The sequence below is a fragment of the Lysinibacillus louembei genome (genome assembly GCF_033880585.1).
GTDB classification, from domain to species: Bacteria; Bacillota; Bacilli; order Bacillales_A; family Planococcaceae; genus Metasolibacillus; species Metasolibacillus louembei.
Map to the genome: position 1 here is coordinate 2,936,300 of NZ_CP137624.1, position 19,209 is coordinate 2,955,508.

Genomic DNA, 19,209 nt, shown 5'->3' on the forward strand with positions numbered 1-19,209 from the left:
AGATAATCGACTTTCTTACGAAGCATCCTCAAATTGGCTATTATATAAATCCGCATAAAAGCCTTGCTGGGCAATGAGCTGCTCGTGGCTGCCACTTTCGATCACATCGCCATCTTTCATCACTAAAATTACATCCGCATTTTTAATCGTTGATAGTCGGTGTGCAATAACAAACGATGTTTTGCCTACCATCAGCTTGTCCATCGCCTCTTGAATTAACACCTCTGTTCGCGTATCAACAGAGCTCGTTGCTTCATCCAGAATAAGCAAAGGTGCTTTTTTCACAATCGCTCGAGCAATCGTTAAAAGCTGCTTTTGTCCAACAGAAAGGCTTGCTTTATCATTTAATAGCGTGTTATAGCCCTCTGGCAATGTTTTAATAAAGTGATTTAAGCCAACTGCCTTACAAGCAGCTTCAACCTCTTCATCTGTCACATCGGCTTTGTTATAAATAATATTTTCCTTAATCGTTCCTTCGAATAGCCATGTATCCTGTAGCACCATACAAAATAGCTCGTGGACGTTTTCACGCGTAATTGATTGGATTGGCACACCATCAATGGTAATTTCCCCACGATTTACTTCATAAAAGCGCATTAGCAAATTGACAAGCGTTGTTTTCCCAGCACCTGTTGGACCGACAATGGCTACCTTTTGCCCTGCCTGAATATTCATTGAAAAATCCTTGATAACAAGATGGTCTTCCATATAGCCAAACTGCACATTTTTGAACGCTACATGTCCCTCGACATTTTTCGCCACTAAGACCTCAGTTTTATGACGCTCATCCTCTAACTCGTCTTCCTCTAAAAATTCAAAAACGCGTTTGCTTGCCGCAGCTGTTGCCTGTAAGCTTGTTGCTGCTTGTGCCAATTGTGCTAAAGGCTGTGTAAATAAGCGAATATAGACCATAAAGGAAACAATCACCCCGAAGGTAATGGAGCCTTTAACAACGAGTGCTGCCCCTACAACGCAGACAACAACATAGCCTAAATTACCAATAAACATCATTAAGGGCATCATCATACCCGACATAAATTGTGACTTCCATGCACTCGTAAAGAGACGTTCATTAATTTCATCAAATGTACGTGTTGCCTCTTGTCCACCGTTATATACTTTGACAACATTATGCCCAGAGTACATTTCTTCAATATGGCCGTTAATTTTCCCTAAGTCTTCCTGCTGTCGAATAAAGTATTTTTGCGATTTTGAAATAATAAGAAACATCAGCACAAAGCCGACAACTGTTGCGGAAACTGCTGATAATGCCAGTGGCACATTAATCCAAAACATCATAATGAGCGAGCCAAAAAACATGACACCAGCTGTTACTAATGAGCCGATGCTTTGGTTCAATGTTTGCCCAATCGTATCAACATCATTTGTCACACGGCTTAAAACATCTCCATGTGTCGTTGAATCAAAATATTTCAACGGCAATTTATCCATTTTATTTGAAATATCGTTGCGCAGCTTTTTCGAAATCCGCTGTGTAATCGTCGCCATAATAAAGGATTGGATATATGTGAAGACAAAGCTTAAACCGTAAAGCACCGCTAGAAACAGACCGATTTTGCCAATCGCCTCGATATCCATTGTGCCCATCATGCCCTCTGCGATTAAATCCGTAATATCGCTTAGCTTCTCAGGACCAATAATCGTGAAAACCGTGCCGAAGATTGCTAGAATTAGCGCAAAAATAATAGCAAATAAATAAGGCTTACAATAAGCAATGAGCTTGCCCCATGCTTGCTTAAAGCTTTGTTGTTGCTTTTCAGAACTTTGAGGGTTATTTGTCATTTTCAAGCTCCTCCTTTGATAGCTGTGAATAAGCAATTTCTTGATATGTTTGGCAATTTTGTAAGAGCTCCTCATGCTTACCTATACCAACGATTTTTCCTTCATCTAATACGATAATTTTATCGCAATCTTTAATTGTGCCGATACGCTGTGCCACAATTAATGTCGTCACACCTTGTGTTTCTTGCTTTAAAGCCATGCGCAATTGGCGGTCTGTTTTGTAATCTAACGCCGAGAAGGAATCATCGAAAATGAAAATTTCAGGCTCACGGTTAATCGCTCTCGCAATGGAAAGACGCTGTTTTTGCCCACCAGAAAGGTTTGTTCCGCCTTGTGTGATAGTAGCCTCGTAGGAATCCTCCATTTTTTCAACAAAGTCTTGCCCTTGTGCAATCGCAATGGCTTTTTCCACTTGCGCCTCTGTTGACGATTTCCCATAAGCAACATTGGATTTCACTGTACCTGAAAATAGTACTGCCTTTTGCGATACATAGCCGAGCTTGTCATGCAGTGCCTCCTGCGTATATTCCTTTACATTCACACCATCAATTAGCACTTCCCCATCCGTTACATCATAAAAGCGTGGAATTAAGTTGATTAATGTACTTTTCCCACTACCTGTCGAGCCGATGAAGGCAACCGTTTCCCCTTGTTGAACAGTGAAGTTAATATTTTGTAAGACATACTCCTCTGCATTTGGGTATTTAAAGCTCACATTACGCAGCTCAATTTCCCCTTTACGATTCGTTGGTGCAGCTGTTAGCTGACCATCAATAATTACTGCCTCTGTCGACAATACCTCATTAATACGCGTTGCAGATACAGATGCTCTCGGCAGTAAAATAAAGGTCATCGCCAGCATCATAAATGCCATCACGACCTGCATTGCATAGGCTGTGAAAACAATCATATCGCTGAATAAGCCGATTCGCTCTGTGCCTCCTGCATCCATAATTAAATGTGCACCAATCCAATAAATAGACAGCGTTAAACCTGACATAATTAGCGCCATACCAGGCTGCATAATTGCCATTAGGCGATTGACGAGTAGATTCGTATTTGTTAGTTGTGTATTAGCACTATTAAACTTTTCGCCTTGATACTCCTTGGCATTGTAGGCACGTACTACATGAATGCCCATCAGTCCCTCTCGTGTCACACGATTCAAGTTATCTGTTAATCTTTGCACAATTTTAAATTTCGGTAAGACGAAAATAATTAATGTGCTAATCATAATGAGTAGTGCAAGCACTGCGATACCTGTTGCAAACGACCAATGCCAATTTTTATCGGAAATTTTCCAGATAGCCCAAACGGCTAAAATTGGCGCTTTAATCATTACTTGTAACCCCATTGCAACAGTTTGTTGAATTTGTGCAATGTCATTTGTGGAGCGCGTAATCAAGCTGGCTGTGGAAAAACGATTAATTTCCTGTAATGAAAAGGATAATGTTTTTTCAAATAATGTTTTGCGCAATGTTTTAGCATGTGATGTCGCAACCATTGCAGCAAAATAACCAACAATTACTGCTAATAATGCACTCCCCAGTGCGCACAGCAGCATTTTCCCACCAGCGAGCCAAATATCCCTCGTTCCACTGCTCTGTGTTTGTACAAGTGTTGTAATTTCGGACATATAGTCAGGCAGCTTTAAATCGAGCCAAACTTGTCCAATAATAAAGATGATACTTGTTAGAATAAGCAGCCATTCCTTGCGGCTTAAGTAGGCAAATATTTTCAGCATATTTGCATTCCTCCTTGTCTTGTTAGCGCGCAAACTATAATGAGTAAAAGCTTCGGTGTGATAGATCTCATCCCTATGAATAATCGTTACTGACACAAGACGCCCACCTCAAAATATTTGAGATGGGCGATGAACTGTCCAATTTGATGTTTCATTTTATTCAATTATAGTTTTACATTTTATAGATGTTACTATCTTATGCGAGAATTTGTTTTTTTGCAAAAAAGAAGTCCCTTGAAGCATGATTTTATTGTTTCATATTTAACTAGAAAATCCCTTCTTAACCCGACCTCCTCCGCTGAACACCAATCCTAGTGAAGCTTGATATGACGGGCTATAATTAGAGGGGGCATGCATTTGCTGTGAAATTTTTATTTTCTCCATCGACTTTTGTTAGGGTGAAAGAAAGTCTGATTAAAAATATCACGCAAAAACTCATTCTAGACAAATAAAAAGAATCCATTTTGACAAAAGATTAATCAAAATGGATTCCTACCTGTAAATAACCACTTTCAGATTATGTGGCATGATGGTCAAGTATTTATTTTTTGTTAAAGCATCATGACATTATTCAAATATCGCATCTTTTTTTATAAAGTAAGGGCAAGCTTATGAAAAGCATAACAATCCCTAATGCTAAAAAATATAGTGGCATCGCAAGGAGTGTTCCGTTATGAAAAACACTCATCCCATAGATTGTAGCACTGACGAGTAAATAATAACTTAAGCTAAATATCGCACCCGCAGAACCAATGACGTCTTGAAAATCAATGAGTGCTAAGCTTAAACAATTTGGTAAAGCGATCCCTGTACCAAATAAAATAATGAACACGCTAACAATCATAATTGTCATTTGTAATGTAATCGGCAAAAAATGTACCGATGTGGCTAGTGTTGTACCGATGAGCATAATAGCTAACCCACATACGATAATCTTCTCAGGTTTTGTATGGCTAACGAGTCGTTTAGATAGCATCGCACCTGCGATAGAAGAGAGCGCAACGATAATACCTAAAAAACCATACATTGCACTTGTCAGTGTAAAGTATTTTGTAAAAATAAACGGTGCTTCGGCATAGTAGCTAAATAATACACCGTTAATACCGCCTATTAATATGCTATAGCGCCATAGACGGGCATTTGTAATCATGCGTTTTATTATCGGTATGAAAGGCTTCGTATCGATTGTAGTAAGCATTGTTTCAGGTAAGCGTAAAAACGCATAGCAAAATACAATAACACTCATAACGACTAACACCCAAAATACGACTTTAAAGCCAAAATAATAATCGGTAAAGCCACCAATTAACGGACCAAGGGCAGGTGTGAAGGCAAGGGCAGCTGAAATTTGAGCGAACAATTTATGTCGCTCAATGCCAGAAAAACTTTCGCGTAAAATCGTTTGTGTCACAACTGAGCCAGCACTTGCACCAAACGCTTGAATAGAACGTGCTATTAATAAAACTACCATTTCATTTGCTACTAAACAAAATATGTTACCAACAAAATATAAAAACAGCCCATAAATCATTGCCTTGCGACGACCGATTTTATCGGATAAACGCCCAAAGAAAAATACCCCGAAGGCAAAAGCGATAAAGTACACACTCATCGTAAGCTGTGCATCACTCATAGAAGCTTCAAACGCTTCTGCGATAGAAGGTAATGATGGGCTAAAAATGGTTTCACTAATTTGTGGGAAGCCTACTAATACAATCAGTAATAATAAGCTAGGTGCTTTGTTTTCGATGTTTTTCTTCAAAATAATCCTCTCCTAGATAATTATAGGTTTGAAAGAAAAACATCGTAGCTTGGGAAATGGTGGCTTCATGAGTTTAATTTTTTCTAAATCACTCATGAGTTCACTTCCTTCCATTAAAAATACATAGGAAATCATACTATCTTTTTAGTAAGCATTCAATAAAAAGTTTAATTCTTTCTACTCCATCAATTTAAATTTCAAGAGGCAAATAAAAAGTAATCACCTAGTAATTTAAGATGATTACTTTTTCCATGAACAATTTAAATAGGTTTATATGGATTTCTTCATAATCCAATCTGTTTGCTTATCGTCGCCCATGTAAAAGGCGTGTGCACCTATTTTAATGAAGCCTGCCTTTTGATAAAATCCAATAGCAGCTTCGTTTTTCTCCCAAACACCGAGCCAAATGCTTTGTTTGTTTTGTGCTGTTGCACGCTCTATAGCTTTGTTCATTAAATGTTTGCCTAAGCCTTGTCCTTGATAGCGATTGCGAATATAAATTCGCTCAACTTCAAGCGTTGTATCGCCCATATTCTCACTTTATGCCTCGCTGATATTGACCTTTAAATAGCCTGCTACTTCTCCCCCGACATAAATCAAGTAAAATTCCGAGAGCTCGTTTGCTAGCTCTTTTAGAAGCTGCTCTTCATTAAATGCTTTGGCTAAATAGGTCTCCATATTTTCAGTGCTGTTTTGATCTTTGAACGTTTCTTCAAATGTTTCAATGCTTACTTCCTGTAACTTTTTCACATCGGCTTGCTGACATTTTTTAATTGTAATTGTCATCTATATGCTCCTTTAGTAGTTTCTTTTATGACCTTTTTTGACGAGCTCCCAGTCTATCTCTACATTTTCCCGAACTCTTTTTAGCAGCTGGAAAATTTGCTCTGCTTCCTCAGTTGAGAAGCCTGTTAACGCGATGTTGTTTGAGTGATCATTTTCTCTTTTAATGATCGGAAATATCGTTTTTCCTTTAGTTGTTGGAAACAGCTTTTTAATTTTTTTATTGTGCTCATCATTTCTTTTTTCAATAAAGCCATTCGTTTCTAGCTTTTGAATCGCACGAGCTGCGGTCGTTCGGTCTACTTTAATCATTTCAGCTAGCTTTTCTTGAATAATACCTGGATTTTCACATATTCGTACAAGGTACAAATATTGACCTTTGGTTAAATCATATTCCTTGAATTCAATATTACTAATGGAATCTAGTGCTCTAGCAATCATGCCAATTTCACGAAGAATTTCTGTCATTGCCAACCTCCTTTATGTTGCAAATACAATAAAAAAATTATATAGTTAATATAATTTAATTTTGTTGTATTTGCAACATAAAAATGAGGGTGCAAACATTATGAAGTATATTTTTTATCTGATAGGTATTATGATGTTAACACTTGGTATTTCTTTAACGATTCAATCCAATTTAGGGACATCCCCCTTTGACGCATTGCTAGTAGGATTATCTATACATGTAGGATTGACGGTTGGCAGCTGGGAAATTGTTATTGCGATACTACTGATAGGCTGTAACGCGATTTTAGCGAGGCAAAGACCAGAATTTTTAGGTTTAGTAACAGCATTCATTACAGGGGTTGGTATTGATTTGTGGCTTTTTTTATGGCGTGATACGTTAATGCCAACAGTATGGTATACCCAAGCAATTTGCTTTATCGTTGGCTTAGTTATAATAGGGTTAGGCACAGCTATTTATTTGTATGTTAATTTTGCCCCGATTCCTATTGATCGGCTTACATTGCTTCTTCAAAAATTAATGAAAACAAATTTGCTAATAGCCAGAACGTTAATTTATTTTGTATTTCTAGTGCTAGCGATGCTATTTCATGGCCCTATTGGCATTGGAACAGTGTTAACCGTTTGCCTAGGTGGCTTTCTTCTTCATTTCTTTATGCCCTACACAGAAAAAGCTTTGAGCCGCTTTGTTACATAACGATAGAAGGACTGCTTATAAACATTCGGCAGCCCTTTTTCTCAAACTAAAAAAATTTTACCCATTTTCCTTTTAGCGGCTTCCACATGCTGTACAGCCTCTTTGACATTAGCTAAATCATATGTGGCAACGGCGGGCATAAAGCTTAATTGCCCCTGTTCAATTAATGTCATTAATTGATTGAACGTGTTTTGCCAGTGAGCGATAGAGATTTTTTTATTCCAATGACGCAAATGGAAGATTGCAGCGTTTGCTTGTGCGTCCTTTGCAATTTTTGTCCAATCGACTTGTATACCTGATAGCAGACCAATTGTTAAAAATTGACCTTGTGGACGTAAGGAAAAGGCTAGCTCTGTTCCTGCTGCCCCACCAATTGAATCAATAGCGGCACTTGCCCCTAGTCCATTCGTTAATGTCATTATTTTTTCTCGAACAGCATGCTCTGAGCAAATGACATGAGCAGCGCCTAGTGCTAATAGCTGCTCCGTATGTATAGCTGCTCGTGTAATGGCAATTAAGCGAAAGCCAAGCACCTTCGATAATTGCGCGAAAACATGTCCAATCGCAGAGCCACATGCATTGACAACGAGTGTATCTGTTGGCTTTAGCTTTAGCACCTCCGTACAAATGACCCATGCAGTAATTGGATTAATATACATTTGCGCAGCTGTAAAGCTATCGATTGTTTTGGGAATAGGAATGGCGAGTGCAGCAGGCGCCTTTACATAGTCCTGCCAAGTGCCCTCACCTCTTAGTGGTAGTACGCGCTGCCCAATTAAATTTTTATTCACATTTGTCCCAACATCTTCTACAATCCCAACACCTTCATAGCCTGGGATTGTTGGCAAGGGAATGCGATGAGCATAGGCTCCCTTAATCGGAATTAAATCAGAAGGGTTGATGGGCCTTGCTAGCATGCGTACAAGCACCTCGTCACTTGCTGGTGGTTCAACAGTTGTTTCTGTTACAGTTAACACACTTGCTGGTTCACCAAACTCATGAAATGCGATATATTTTGCTTTCATTCTTGTCATCTCCTTCTTTTTGGTGACTTTTTATGAAAGCCCTATGGACAAGTATATAATTTTTTTAAAATGTATACTACGGTATTCTGTGGCATTATAAAAACCGCTCCATCCCTTGAAGCGGTTTCCTTTTATTCATGAGCTGGCATTACGGTCTTAATATTTTATACGAACTATGAATTTCTATTGTCTGATAAATATAACGTCTAAAAAAACGTTTAAAAAATTTTAATACCTTGTTATCTTGATTCCTCACATCAAAATGAGTATAAGGTATGTGAAGTTGGAGTTGATTTTTTATTACCTCCCCCAATAATGGACGTAAAATATAATGACTTCTACAATCCTCTTTAATAAAGAGAGATGTAACAACTAAATATTCATTATTGATATTTTTACTTAAGATCCACCCAACGATTTCTCCTTTAAAGTAAACCCAAAAGCTTGTTTGTGGGCTCGTTTCACCAAATTGAAAATCCTCTAAGGGTGATAAATGCTTAGGATACCAATTGGCATTACGTAAGGGTTCTAGCTCTGTTTCATGAATTTGATTCAAGCTTTTAATAGAGAAACCTTCAGGAAAAGTGCTCGTTTCAATCCATTTTTCTTGGTTCATATCCTTCACACTAATAATAAAATGCGTCTTATCTAAAGCTGGTGGCATCCACGACTGCTTTCTTAATGTAAATTTCATATTTGGGCTTGTTTCAGGAAAAATATTGGTGTATAAAACTTTAGCTCCTTTTGCCTTCAGTTCCTTTTCGGCAAACTTCAATAGCTTTTCTTCCATGTTTGTATTTTGCGAGTTCTCTCTAACATTGACCGAATAAATGATGCCCATCCTATTTAGCTCTTTATATTCCGCTAAGACAAGCCCAAGTATTTTCTCATTTTTATCCGCTGAAATGCCTATAACAAAGGAGTCGTTGTCTAAATTATTTAATAAAAAATCACCCTTCACATTTTTAAAATGTGCGAATACTTCATTTACTTTTGTTTGCTTTAATTTTTGAATTTGCATGATTTTTACCTTCTATATAAAAATAATTTTAGCTACAAAGATGAAAAGGACCACTTAACATAGTGATCCTTTTCGGTTATTAATAGGCTGTATTAAGGGGGAGTAGCTACCCCTGGAAGACTTTTTATATAAGATGCAGGTTTTTCTGCGGTTGCTTTTATACGGATATGAATATATTGTGGGGAGCTAGCCTGAATTTCCAGAGAAGGAACCCCCGTTATAGGTGTAGCAGTTGCCCATTCTGGTGCATTATCTGCTGCGCTATTATTATTATCAACAAAATATTCATAGCTCTGATTAGAATCAAAATTATATAATTTTGTGAATCCTGCATTAGACGGTAACGATGTATAAATATCAGGTGCTGCAGCAGGCTTAATATCAATTAATTCAATTTGCCCTATGTCTTGTATAGCATTTGTTGGCTGCCCTGGTGGTGCAGCTACACGAATATGCACATATTGCCCTGCATTGATCTGAATATTGTCAATTTCAGTGATTCCTATTAGGGGAGCTGTTACTGCCCCTGCCCAATTTGTACTAGCAGATGTTGTGGCACTGTCATCAACTATATATTCATAAGTAACACTACTTGTTAAGCCTGTCAGCTTTATTGTTCCTGCATTCGTTCCTTGTGCTTTTATTGCAGTAGGTGCTGGTAAAGTAGATAATGGAATATTCGTTATATCTATTGTTTTTGAAATAGAATAAGAATTTTCATCTACAAATTCTTTTTGAGGCTTCGCTTTATTAGAGGCAGCGTCTCTTAAAGAAATATTGTTACCATTATCACTTATTGTAATAGTTGTATTTGGTTCGATTTTTGATACGGTCGTCGCACCTAATGTGACCGTGACCGTATTTCCTGAAAGTGCAAAGATATCATCATTAGCAAAAGCAAATGTAGGATTTGTTTGATTGCTTAATGTGAAATCATCCACTAATTCAACTAAATTACCAGAATTAACATTTACTTCTTCTGAGAAAGTAACGGTTAGCTTGTCTCCTGCATTTACATTGTTAGAACCATCATTGTCAACGAAAGCTGAACTAATAATCACTGGTGCAGCTTGATCCACTGCTGTCACATTAATCCCAGTTATATGCACGCCATTCATATCTACTATAGATACGCTTGGATTTTGAATAACTGTTGGTGTAAAGTGGGTGCCAGTCACTGGTGCAACTCGAATTGTGATATATTGATTTTCACCTTGAGTATGCCTAGAATCAGGTGTTACACCATCACTAAGTAGCGGTGTTCTTCCATTTTTATCTGTTACTTTTATAGACTCCACAGTATAACCAGGAATAGTAAATGAATTAATATTGACTGTCGCTGGATCAATATTTGCTGAAAACTTCAGGCGAATCGTTTCCATTTGCCCATCTTGAGAGCTGACGCCATCTTTCCCGTCTATCGTAACTGTTTCTAATAATGGATTATTCGCTACTGTGTTCGCAATAACTTGTCCCATCTTTCTTGCAAGTTTATCTGTTGTTGTTCTTTCTACTACAACTACGAACTTGCCAGCAGCTGCCGTAATTTTCCCATCTGGTGGAAGTGCATCCCAAGAAGATACATCTGTATTAAATGATGGTTTACCTGTCATAACTGCAACCACATCATCAAAAACTTTATAAGCAAACTCATTTCCTGCATCTGCTGATTCAGTGACTGTGATAGTTACTTTGTCATTGCTTAATGGATCATCCAGTGAAGTAACAGTTAAAGTTCCTAGCGCCTCAACGCTCATGCGCGTTCTTAAACTCTCCGCATATTGTGTCCCATTATCTGCTACTTTTACAATCGCTACATCAATTTCAGTTGTTCCGTTGGCAAAACCAGAGAAAATCGAAATTGTTTTTTCATCAATTCCATCAGGTAGTAAACTCCATGTTAATTGATTGCCTAACACATCATATACAGTAATTATATAATCGCTTATTGGTGAAGGAAGTTTCACTTTCACTGTATCTGCCCCAAAGGCATTGTCAGTAACCGTAATATCATTAATCGCTGGCGCATTCGGGAAAGTCGTTGGTACGCCTTTTTCTACCCTTGCACTTTCTGTTTTTCCGCTCTCTGTCACCGTTACATACACTTTATCAAGACCTAGAGGAAAACCTCCTAGAATGTTTACCATATTAAATTGAGAGACAGTCGTAACTGTCAAACTTCCAATAATATTGCCATTTGTACTTGCATCATATACATTAATGATTGAGCCTATTGGCAATGTAGGTACAGCAACAACATCATTGCCTGGTGTTTCATAATTAATCAATTGGATAGATGAGGGTGCTTGTGATTGTCCTGCACTTGGAACAGACACTGGTGTTGATAAACTTGCTGGTGTGCTTCCATTTGCTGCAAAACGAACTTCATAGATTCCTGCACTTAAGCCTGTAATTTCTGTCGCTAATAAAGGTACATCTACCCAGTTTGTATCAATGATTTGTTTATATTGATAAGTCTTACCTGCATCCAGGCCTGTAATTTTCCCATCATTACCTGCCAGTGTTGGAGATACTCCCTGCAATCCCGTTGGTGCTGCTGGCGCTAATGCAAAGGAATCCGTAACAGTAGTCACCATTGCCACATTCGAAATAGCTGAGCGATTGTTACTCGTATCTACGGCATAAACTGTATAGTAGTATATTGTTCCTGCAACAACAGACGTATCCGTAAATGTTGTTACTCCTTTTCCAATATTACTGCTTACTTTTGTTGCGCCAGTAGTGCCATTTGAATTAGTTGATCGAAATACTTCATAATATGAAAGGTCAGATGCTGTACTAGCTGTCCAAGAAATGCTGTTTTGCAAGCCACCTAGTGCTAGAGGGTTTGTATCTAGACTTGACCCAGTGACCCCTGACACTGCGGCTGGTGCTGTTGTGTCTGTTATTCCACTACCACCACCTCCTGAAGGCACTGCAGGTGTAGGCTCTGAATCCTTTCTTCCATTAATTAGTTCGATTCTTTCTTTTATAGCATCATAGTTTTGAATGACATCAGTAGGCTTTAATCCTGACGGAAGGATTAGATTACCGATTCTCATTTCTGCTCCTATCGTTACTTTTGACTCTTTATTCCTGATTTCAAGAGTGCTCACATTTGAGTTAATCGTAACATCAGTAGCACCTGGAGCAATAACAACCCTAGACAAGCTGTTAGCAGTTAACATGACATTGCTATTAACAATGATTTCTCCTACTGTTGTAGATGTTCCAAGGAAAATAACATCTGCATTTTTATCGATTCCCACATCACCCAACTGGAATTCACTGAAAACAACTCTGCCTCTCGCATTATTGATAGCTACAGGGACAGGATTTGTTGAAGCAAGCTTTGCTATTTGTAAGGAATCATCAATCGTTGTTTTCCCTTCTACTTTCAAAAATTCAGAAAAGAAAGAATTTTCAACACCTTGGCCCACATGGAAATCCGCTTTAATTGTGATATTTTTGATGGTGATATAGTCACCATTTACTGTGACATTCGCATCAATGCTTGCACCGTTTCCATCAAATACAACGTGATTTGCATAGGGATTAGCTGTATCTGTACTTGATGTACCCTTTGCAATAAGTTCAACAGATTGTATTTTTTCGATTTTATTGCCCTTTGATGTTAATGCTAATCTAGCTCCTTCTAGAGCTGCTAAATTACTAGGGTTTATCCATTTCTTTTGTTCGTCTGAAAGCGTGTATGTTCTTTCAGATGTAACGAGAGTTTCATTTGTAATCGTAGCTATTGTTTCATTTACTTGCACAGGTGTGAGCTGGCTTTCACTACGATAAACGAACGCGGCTATTTGCCCACGAGTCACACTTTTATTAGGCGAAAATGTTGTTGGCGTCGTACCAGTTGTGATGTCATTTTCAATCAATGCACCAACATAATTTTTAAACCAATCACCTTGCTTCACATCTGTAAATACGAGCTGCTGTGAATCCTTTATGTCGAAACTATAGGCTAAAGAGAGAATTTTCGCTGCCTGTGCACGAGTGACAGGATGATTTGGTTTGTATTCTCCTTCAAACCCTGTAATAATTCCCTTATTGGCTAAAGCCGCGATATATTTATAGGCACTGTGCCCCTTCGATACATCTTTAAATTCTGGATCTGTGATGTTTGTTGTATCCAAATTTAATGCAAGTGCAATGATTTTCGCTACCTGTGCTCGCGTTAGCGTTTCATTTGGACGGAATGTGCCATCCTCATAGCCACTAATAATATGACGTGCATGCAAACTATTCACAGCCTCGTAAAAGTAAGCATCTGACTGCACGTCCTTGAATGTCGCTTCGGCTGCATTAGCATTTGGTGCGCCTGTCGCTAAAGTACTGACTACAACTGATGCCGTAATTGTAGATGTCATAATTTTATTAAAATTTTTCTTCTTTTTCATAGTCTCACATTCTTTCTCTTATTATTGAGGGGACTGTTATACAGATACATAGTGTCTACACTTTAGGTTGGAATATCTCCCTTTCTTTATATTTAGTTCCACCCTTTTTGGATAGTAATAGGTAAAAATTACTATTTAAACTTTCTGTGACGTTCATACTATAAGTGGTATAAGTAGTTTATACTAAAAAATAAAATTTTTATATAAATTTTTGCTATTTATAATGTTAAGAAAATTTAACTTCCATTGGAGAAAAACCAATTATGTTGGCACCATTTCTTAACTATGGCTTAAAAGCATTGATACGCGGCACTTTCCTACACATTTCTTCCATGAAAGTATATAATAGCTTAGGGGGTTCATTATGCTAAAAATTAAACAAATTGATTTTATAAAAACGGTTTATGATGACTCGATGTCACATAATATTTTTTCCATTGCTAATATTACCTTTTCTAATTATGAGCCAATTTATGGTGCATTGCTTTATTGGTGCCGCAATACAACAAAAAGTGAATATACACCTGAAGGGGATTATAAATTCTTTTACGATATGGCAAATGTTACGTATTTTGCTTCTGTGAAATTTCCGAAGCATGTACGTTTAACGCGCGATCAAAAGCAGGAGCTTGCTTATATATTGCTAGAGGAACGAGGTTCCATCGGGTCATATAGCTTCCCAACACATAGTAATCGTCGAAAATATGATATTCAAAAGGAATTTGAAGCGCTCACTTTCCCGGAAAATTTTAATCCAGAAATGATTGAGCCAACGTTGAAGCAAATATCCATGAAACAGGTATTGGAAATTCAGCAACAGCATCCTGATTTCAGCAAACGTTTTATTAGACAGTATATTCAGTGGCGTTCACGTGCATCGCAAATGCATCCAAATGATTTACAGCCATATTTATCAGTAATTAGCTTTGCACATATATGCTTAACAAATCCATATTTAACGGAGCAATATTTAATTGAGCATTTAGACCAACTGTCACCATCATTGCAATATAACTATCCTGTATTAAATCGTTTAACAGGCTCCTTTAAGCGCTATTTCATTGATTTTTTACAGACACGTCAAGTACCATTAAACGAGGACTTTGCTAATTATGTGGAGCAGTTTATTAACGATGATAACTTTTATGCAAGCCAGGAAGTTCATTATATGGAGCTAGACGAGCTTGAAGAGGAAATGGATTTACAATTTTTTGAATATGATGTTGGCCCAAATAAGTGGAGCGGTAGCGAGCATTTAGTGAAAGGTATCCCATCTTTGGCATGCCAAAAATATGATTCACATGGCTTTAAACGAAAAACAAATAAAGAAATGGACGAGATGATCGCTTCATTTAGCGAGGTACAATTAGATTTGCTTTGTGCTGTTCTGGAGCCGCATTGGCTACATCGTTATCGCAATCAATTAAATTGGACAAAAATTTGCCGATATAATCGCTATTTAGCGGAGGATTTTATTGTTGCACATATTAAATTTATTGATTTTGAAGCGCTCGGTGAGCATACAAGCTGCCAGCTATCTGAGGAGTTTATGTTGAAGTATATGAAACGCTTTAACCATAAACACCCTGTGCCGCTCGTATTGCGCCATTTAACAGTACCTCTTTATGAGGCATACAAAGATATGATTAAAGTGGATTTGCAGCTTTTGCAGGAATATCGCACTTTGATTGCGGAGGAAGACCTGCAGCAATTGCAAAAGCTGTTGTCGGAATAAATTATTAAAAGATTTAACAAGAATGTTACACATTATAGTAGCTTTTTGCAGAATTAGTTGAAGGACTAATTCTGCTTTTTTATATAGATGTAGCTTTTAATAAAGCTTGATTGCAAATGCTGATTTTATACAGAAGGAAACCAACTGTTTTGAAACAAAGTTTAATCAAAACAGTTGGTTTTCTATTTATCTAGGCGAATAGCAACCATCTTTTTGAAATCCTTCATAAAATCTTAAGTTTTACACTAAAAAAACCTTAAGAACTTCTTGCTACAATGAACAAGTCAAATCATTTAGGAGGTTACGTTATAATGGATTTAATTAGTATAGTATTCGGTCTTTTACCATATGTAAAATATTCTATTTTTATCATCGCAATTTTGATGATTGGCTACTTTATATATAGGAAATTTTATCAGAGAAAGTATCCAATACGTTTTTCTAAATTTGTTTTCATCACCTTACTTATTTGTTGGTTCATTGTTGTACTTGGAATCACTACTCTCAGTCGAGGGGCAAGGTATACAGGGCAGATTAATTTTGATTTATTCACCAGTTATATAAATGCATGGAATGCTTGGTCGCTGACTGAATTTCAATTAATCATCTTTAATATGTTAATGTTTGTACCGCTAGGTGTGCTATTACCGTTGATTCATCATAAAAACAAATCATTTTGGCGTGTGCTCGTCATATCAATTATTTTCACGGCTTGTATTGAAATGTCCCAATTGATTACGGGTAAAGGGATTTTTGAATTAGATGACCTTTTGCATAATACCATTGGGAGTTTAGCAGGGTACTTTATCGTGATGGTATTCATTTTATGGAACGAACAACGAAAATTAACATTCATCCCGATTGTGAAAGCTATTTCTATTCCACTAGTTTTTATTGCGTTATTTGGTGTGGCAAATGGTGTGTATAACGCACAAGAATTTGGAAATCTGCCATTCAAACCCGCTCAAAAACAAAATATGGAGCACATCAAAATGGAACTGGAAACGGAGCTTTCCAATAAATCACTTAACGCATGCGTTTATTACAATAAAGATGTGAATGATGTAAAAAAGGGAAATTTAATTGCTCAATCTATTGCAAAACAATTTAATTTGCAACAACAAGGTGGCATGCGGATTGATGGGGATAATCGTATATTTACATTTCAAGATGATGAAGGAAATGCCTATTATTTAACGTATTTCATGTCAAATGGCTCTTGGTCTGTATCATTAGATAATATAAATGATGCCCCTTTAAAAGTTGATATTAAACAACAGAAGCAACTTTTAGAAAATTGGTTAAAAAATGAAGGATTACTACCTAATAACGCTATCTATCAGCAACAAGATGAACGTACAATTCGTTGGGATTTAGCTGAACCAGAGAATTTACAATTCACATGTGAAGATTTCTCTAAAGGTCTGGTTATGATTAGTCTGTTTAATCAGCCAGTACCCGACATCTTATTTGATATTAGTGACAATGAAATGGTTGCGAAAAAGCAATTAATTTCACAACAGCAAGCATATAATGCATTGGTAAACGGAGAGTTTAGCACGTACCAGCCTTTACAAAAAGGTGATACATTAACGATAAAGAATGTTCGCTTAACCTATACTTATGATACAAAAGGTTATTATCAGCCTGTATATGTATTTACATGCAATGTAAATGATCAGGACTACCTAATTGAAGTTTTAATATCAGCTATTCAGTAAATAAGATTGTTTGGTAAGAAAAAGAATGGCAGTCCAAAAATAAGCAAGTCCCATATATTAGATATGACTCGTATATGGGACTCTTTTTATTTTTAAAAATAGAGTGGCTGCTTTCATTTTTGCTTTTGCGCTGCTAGTAATGCTGTTAAATTTTCTACTGTTAATGGTTTACTGAAGTAATATCCTTGCACAGATTGACAATTATGCTTTTTCAATATGTCGAGCTCTTCAGATTGTTCAACACCTTCAGCAACAACATTTAAATTTAAAGCATTTGCTAATGAAATAATCGCTGCAACCATCGATTCACCTGAAGGCGTCGTTCGGATGTTTTGAATAAATGTACGATCGATCTTTAAGGCATCGAATGGAAACTGACGCAAATAGCTTAATGAGGCATAGCCTGTACCAAAGTCATCTAGCGATATTGCAATGCCCATTTTTTTCATCTCTTTTATTTTTTCAATGAGCTCATCGGTGTAATCCATCATCGACATTTCAGTAATTTCAATTTCTAAATGCTGCGGGTTTGCCTGCGTTTCATCTAATATTGCTTCTAATCTCGGAATAAAGGTTGCTTCTGCAATATGAATCGGCGAAATATTGACTGCAACGCGTAAATGGCTATTGTAGGCTTCGTTCCATTTTTTTATTTGCGCAGTTGCTTGTTTTAAAACCCATTCCCCAATTGCAGATATTAAACCACATCGCTCAGCAAATGGAATAAATTGATCTGGTGGGATAAAGCCTAATTCATCATCATTCCAACGTATAAGTGCTTCCATCCCTGTCATTTTATTATCCTGCAAACTATACTTCGGTTGATAATGAAGCTCGAAAGCATCATCTCGAAGCGCTTGGTGTATTTTTGTTTCAAGATGCAGTAAGCGGTCATCGACACCTTTCATGTTTGCTTCAAAGATAACATAATTATTTCTGCTTTTTTGCTTAGCTGCATACATCGCAATATCTGCGCAGCGCAACAATTTTGATATTGTATTACCGTGGTCAGGGAATATACTGATCCCCATGCTAACGCTAATGTAAAACTCATAATCGTAAAAGCTGAAGCTCTCTTTGCAAATATTGATAATGCTTTGTGCGATTGCTTTAATTTGTGAATCATCTTTTAAAAGGTAGACAAACTCATCTCCGTTTAATCGGAAAACCGCATCTTTTTCTGTAGCAATACTATTTAACCGTTTAGCAAATTCCTGTAGGAACATATCTCCTACTTTGTGGCCAAGGCCATCATTTATATTTTTAAAGCGATTGATATCGATGAAAAAAAGTGCAAATTTCGTTTGATTTCTTTCAGCGATTTCCATTTGCCTTTCCAATGTATTTAAAAGGCTACGACGGTTTGGCAAACCTGTCAAATCATCGTGAAAAGCAAAATGCGTATACTTTTTTATATTTTTTTGGGCGGTAATATCTGTGCGTATCGAGATATATTGGTATGGCTTCCCCTTGTCATTTAAAAACGGAACAATTGTCGTTTGCACCCAATAAAGCGTTCCATCCTTCGCCCTATTACAAACTTCCCCGCTCCATGTGTCCCCTTTGCTAATTGTGCGCCATAATTCTTTAAAAAATGCTTTTGGATGATGACCAGAGTTTAAAATGCGATGATCCTGTCCAATTAGTTCTGCACGACTATATTGGGAAATTTGACAAAATCGATCATTGACATTTGTAATAATTCCGCGCCCATCTGTTACAGCTACGATAGCTGATTCATCTAATGCGGCTTTAATATCCTTTAGCTCATCATACGTAAGCTCCATATTCGTTAAAATATGAGAGTTATTCATCATTTAACTTTCTCCCTGTTCATAAATTACTCTTACAAATCAATTACATCTTCGTGTAATTGCTGTCCAGATTTTCGAAAAAATCTGTGACATCCGCCGGAGAATTAACTTGCTTCAGCAAGGGGCTTGAATCCCTTTTGATTGAATTATCTTCTTTTGTAACAGAAAATCGTGCTGAATCGAGTTAAAATTTAGCTAAAATGCACTATCTATAAGTATAA

At 37.1% G+C, this 19,209-nt stretch carries 11 protein-coding genes and 1 pseudogene; 3 read left to right on the plus strand and 9 right to left on the minus strand.

Going from position 1 to position 19,209, the window contains the following annotated elements; genetic code table 11:
* Window positions 1-15: 15 nt before the first annotated feature.
* The 5 genes and pseudogenes from R6U77_RS14580 to R6U77_RS14600 form a co-directional block, all read right to left on the minus strand.
* Window positions 16-1,803 (minus strand): ABC transporter ATP-binding protein, encoded by a 1,788-nt coding sequence (locus R6U77_RS14580; protein WP_319836199.1) that lies wholly within the window; start codon window positions 1,801-1,803, stop codon window positions 16-18.
* Window positions 1,793-3,547 (minus strand): ABC transporter ATP-binding protein, encoded by a 1,755-nt coding sequence (locus tag R6U77_RS14585; RefSeq protein ID WP_319836200.1) that lies wholly within the window; start codon window positions 3,545-3,547, stop codon window positions 1,793-1,795. The genes R6U77_RS14580 and R6U77_RS14585 overlap by 11 nt, the downstream gene beginning before the upstream one ends.
* 571 nt (window positions 3,548-4,118) lie before the next feature.
* Window positions 4,119-5,309: a multidrug effflux MFS transporter gene (locus R6U77_RS14590; RefSeq protein ID WP_319836201.1), complete on the minus strand. Its 1,191-nt coding sequence runs from the start codon at window positions 5,307-5,309 to the stop codon at window positions 4,119-4,121.
* Between the two features lie 270 nt (window positions 5,310-5,579).
* Window positions 5,580-6,095 (minus strand): annotated as a pseudogene (locus R6U77_RS14595) (GNAT family N-acetyltransferase).
* A gap of 12 nt (window positions 6,096-6,107) precedes the next feature.
* Entirely contained in the window at window positions 6,108-6,560 is a 453-nt protein-coding gene (locus R6U77_RS14600; RefSeq protein ID WP_293927314.1) for a MarR family winged helix-turn-helix transcriptional regulator, read from the minus strand.
* Between the two features lie 100 nt (window positions 6,561-6,660).
* Here R6U77_RS14600 and R6U77_RS14605 point away from each other — a divergent pair, with 100 nt between their 5' ends.
* Entirely contained in the window at window positions 6,661-7,257 is a 597-nt protein-coding gene (locus R6U77_RS14605) for a YczE/YyaS/YitT family protein (protein ID WP_319836202.1), read from the plus strand.
* Between the two features lie 41 nt (window positions 7,258-7,298).
* Here R6U77_RS14605 and R6U77_RS14610 read toward each other — a convergent pair whose 3' ends face one another.
* From R6U77_RS14610 to R6U77_RS14620, 3 genes are all read right to left on the minus strand, one after another.
* Window positions 7,299-8,282 carry a zinc-dependent alcohol dehydrogenase family protein gene (locus tag R6U77_RS14610; protein ID WP_319836203.1) on the minus strand — a complete coding sequence of 328 codons (984 nt, stop codon included), beginning with the start codon at window positions 8,280-8,282 and terminating at the stop codon, window positions 7,299-7,301.
* Between the two features lie 148 nt (window positions 8,283-8,430).
* A complete protein-coding gene (locus tag R6U77_RS14615) occupies window positions 8,431-9,303 on the minus strand; it encodes a GNAT family N-acetyltransferase (protein WP_319836204.1) in 873 nt (290 codons plus the stop codon).
* 92 nt (window positions 9,304-9,395) lie between these two features.
* Entirely contained in the window at window positions 9,396-13,718 is a 4,323-nt protein-coding gene (locus R6U77_RS14620; protein WP_319836205.1) for an S-layer homology domain-containing protein, read from the minus strand.
* A gap of 364 nt (window positions 13,719-14,082) precedes the next feature.
* Between R6U77_RS14620 and R6U77_RS14625 the strand changes: the two genes are divergently transcribed.
* Complete coding sequence (locus tag R6U77_RS14625) at window positions 14,083-15,453, plus strand: nucleoside-diphosphate sugar epimerase (RefSeq protein ID WP_319836206.1); 1,371 nt, start codon at window positions 14,083-14,085, stop codon at window positions 15,451-15,453.
* A gap of 311 nt (window positions 15,454-15,764) precedes the next feature.
* Window positions 15,765-17,174, plus strand: a complete 1,410-nt coding sequence (locus R6U77_RS14630) for a VanZ family protein (RefSeq protein ID WP_319836207.1) — start codon at window positions 15,765-15,767, stop codon at window positions 17,172-17,174.
* 113 nt (window positions 17,175-17,287) lie between these two features.
* Here the strand turns inward: R6U77_RS14630 and R6U77_RS14635 are convergent, their stop codons facing one another.
* Window positions 17,288-18,991, minus strand: a complete 1,704-nt coding sequence (locus tag R6U77_RS14635; protein WP_319836208.1) for a putative bifunctional diguanylate cyclase/phosphodiesterase — start codon at window positions 18,989-18,991, stop codon at window positions 17,288-17,290.
* Window positions 18,992-19,209: the final 218 nt, after the last annotated feature.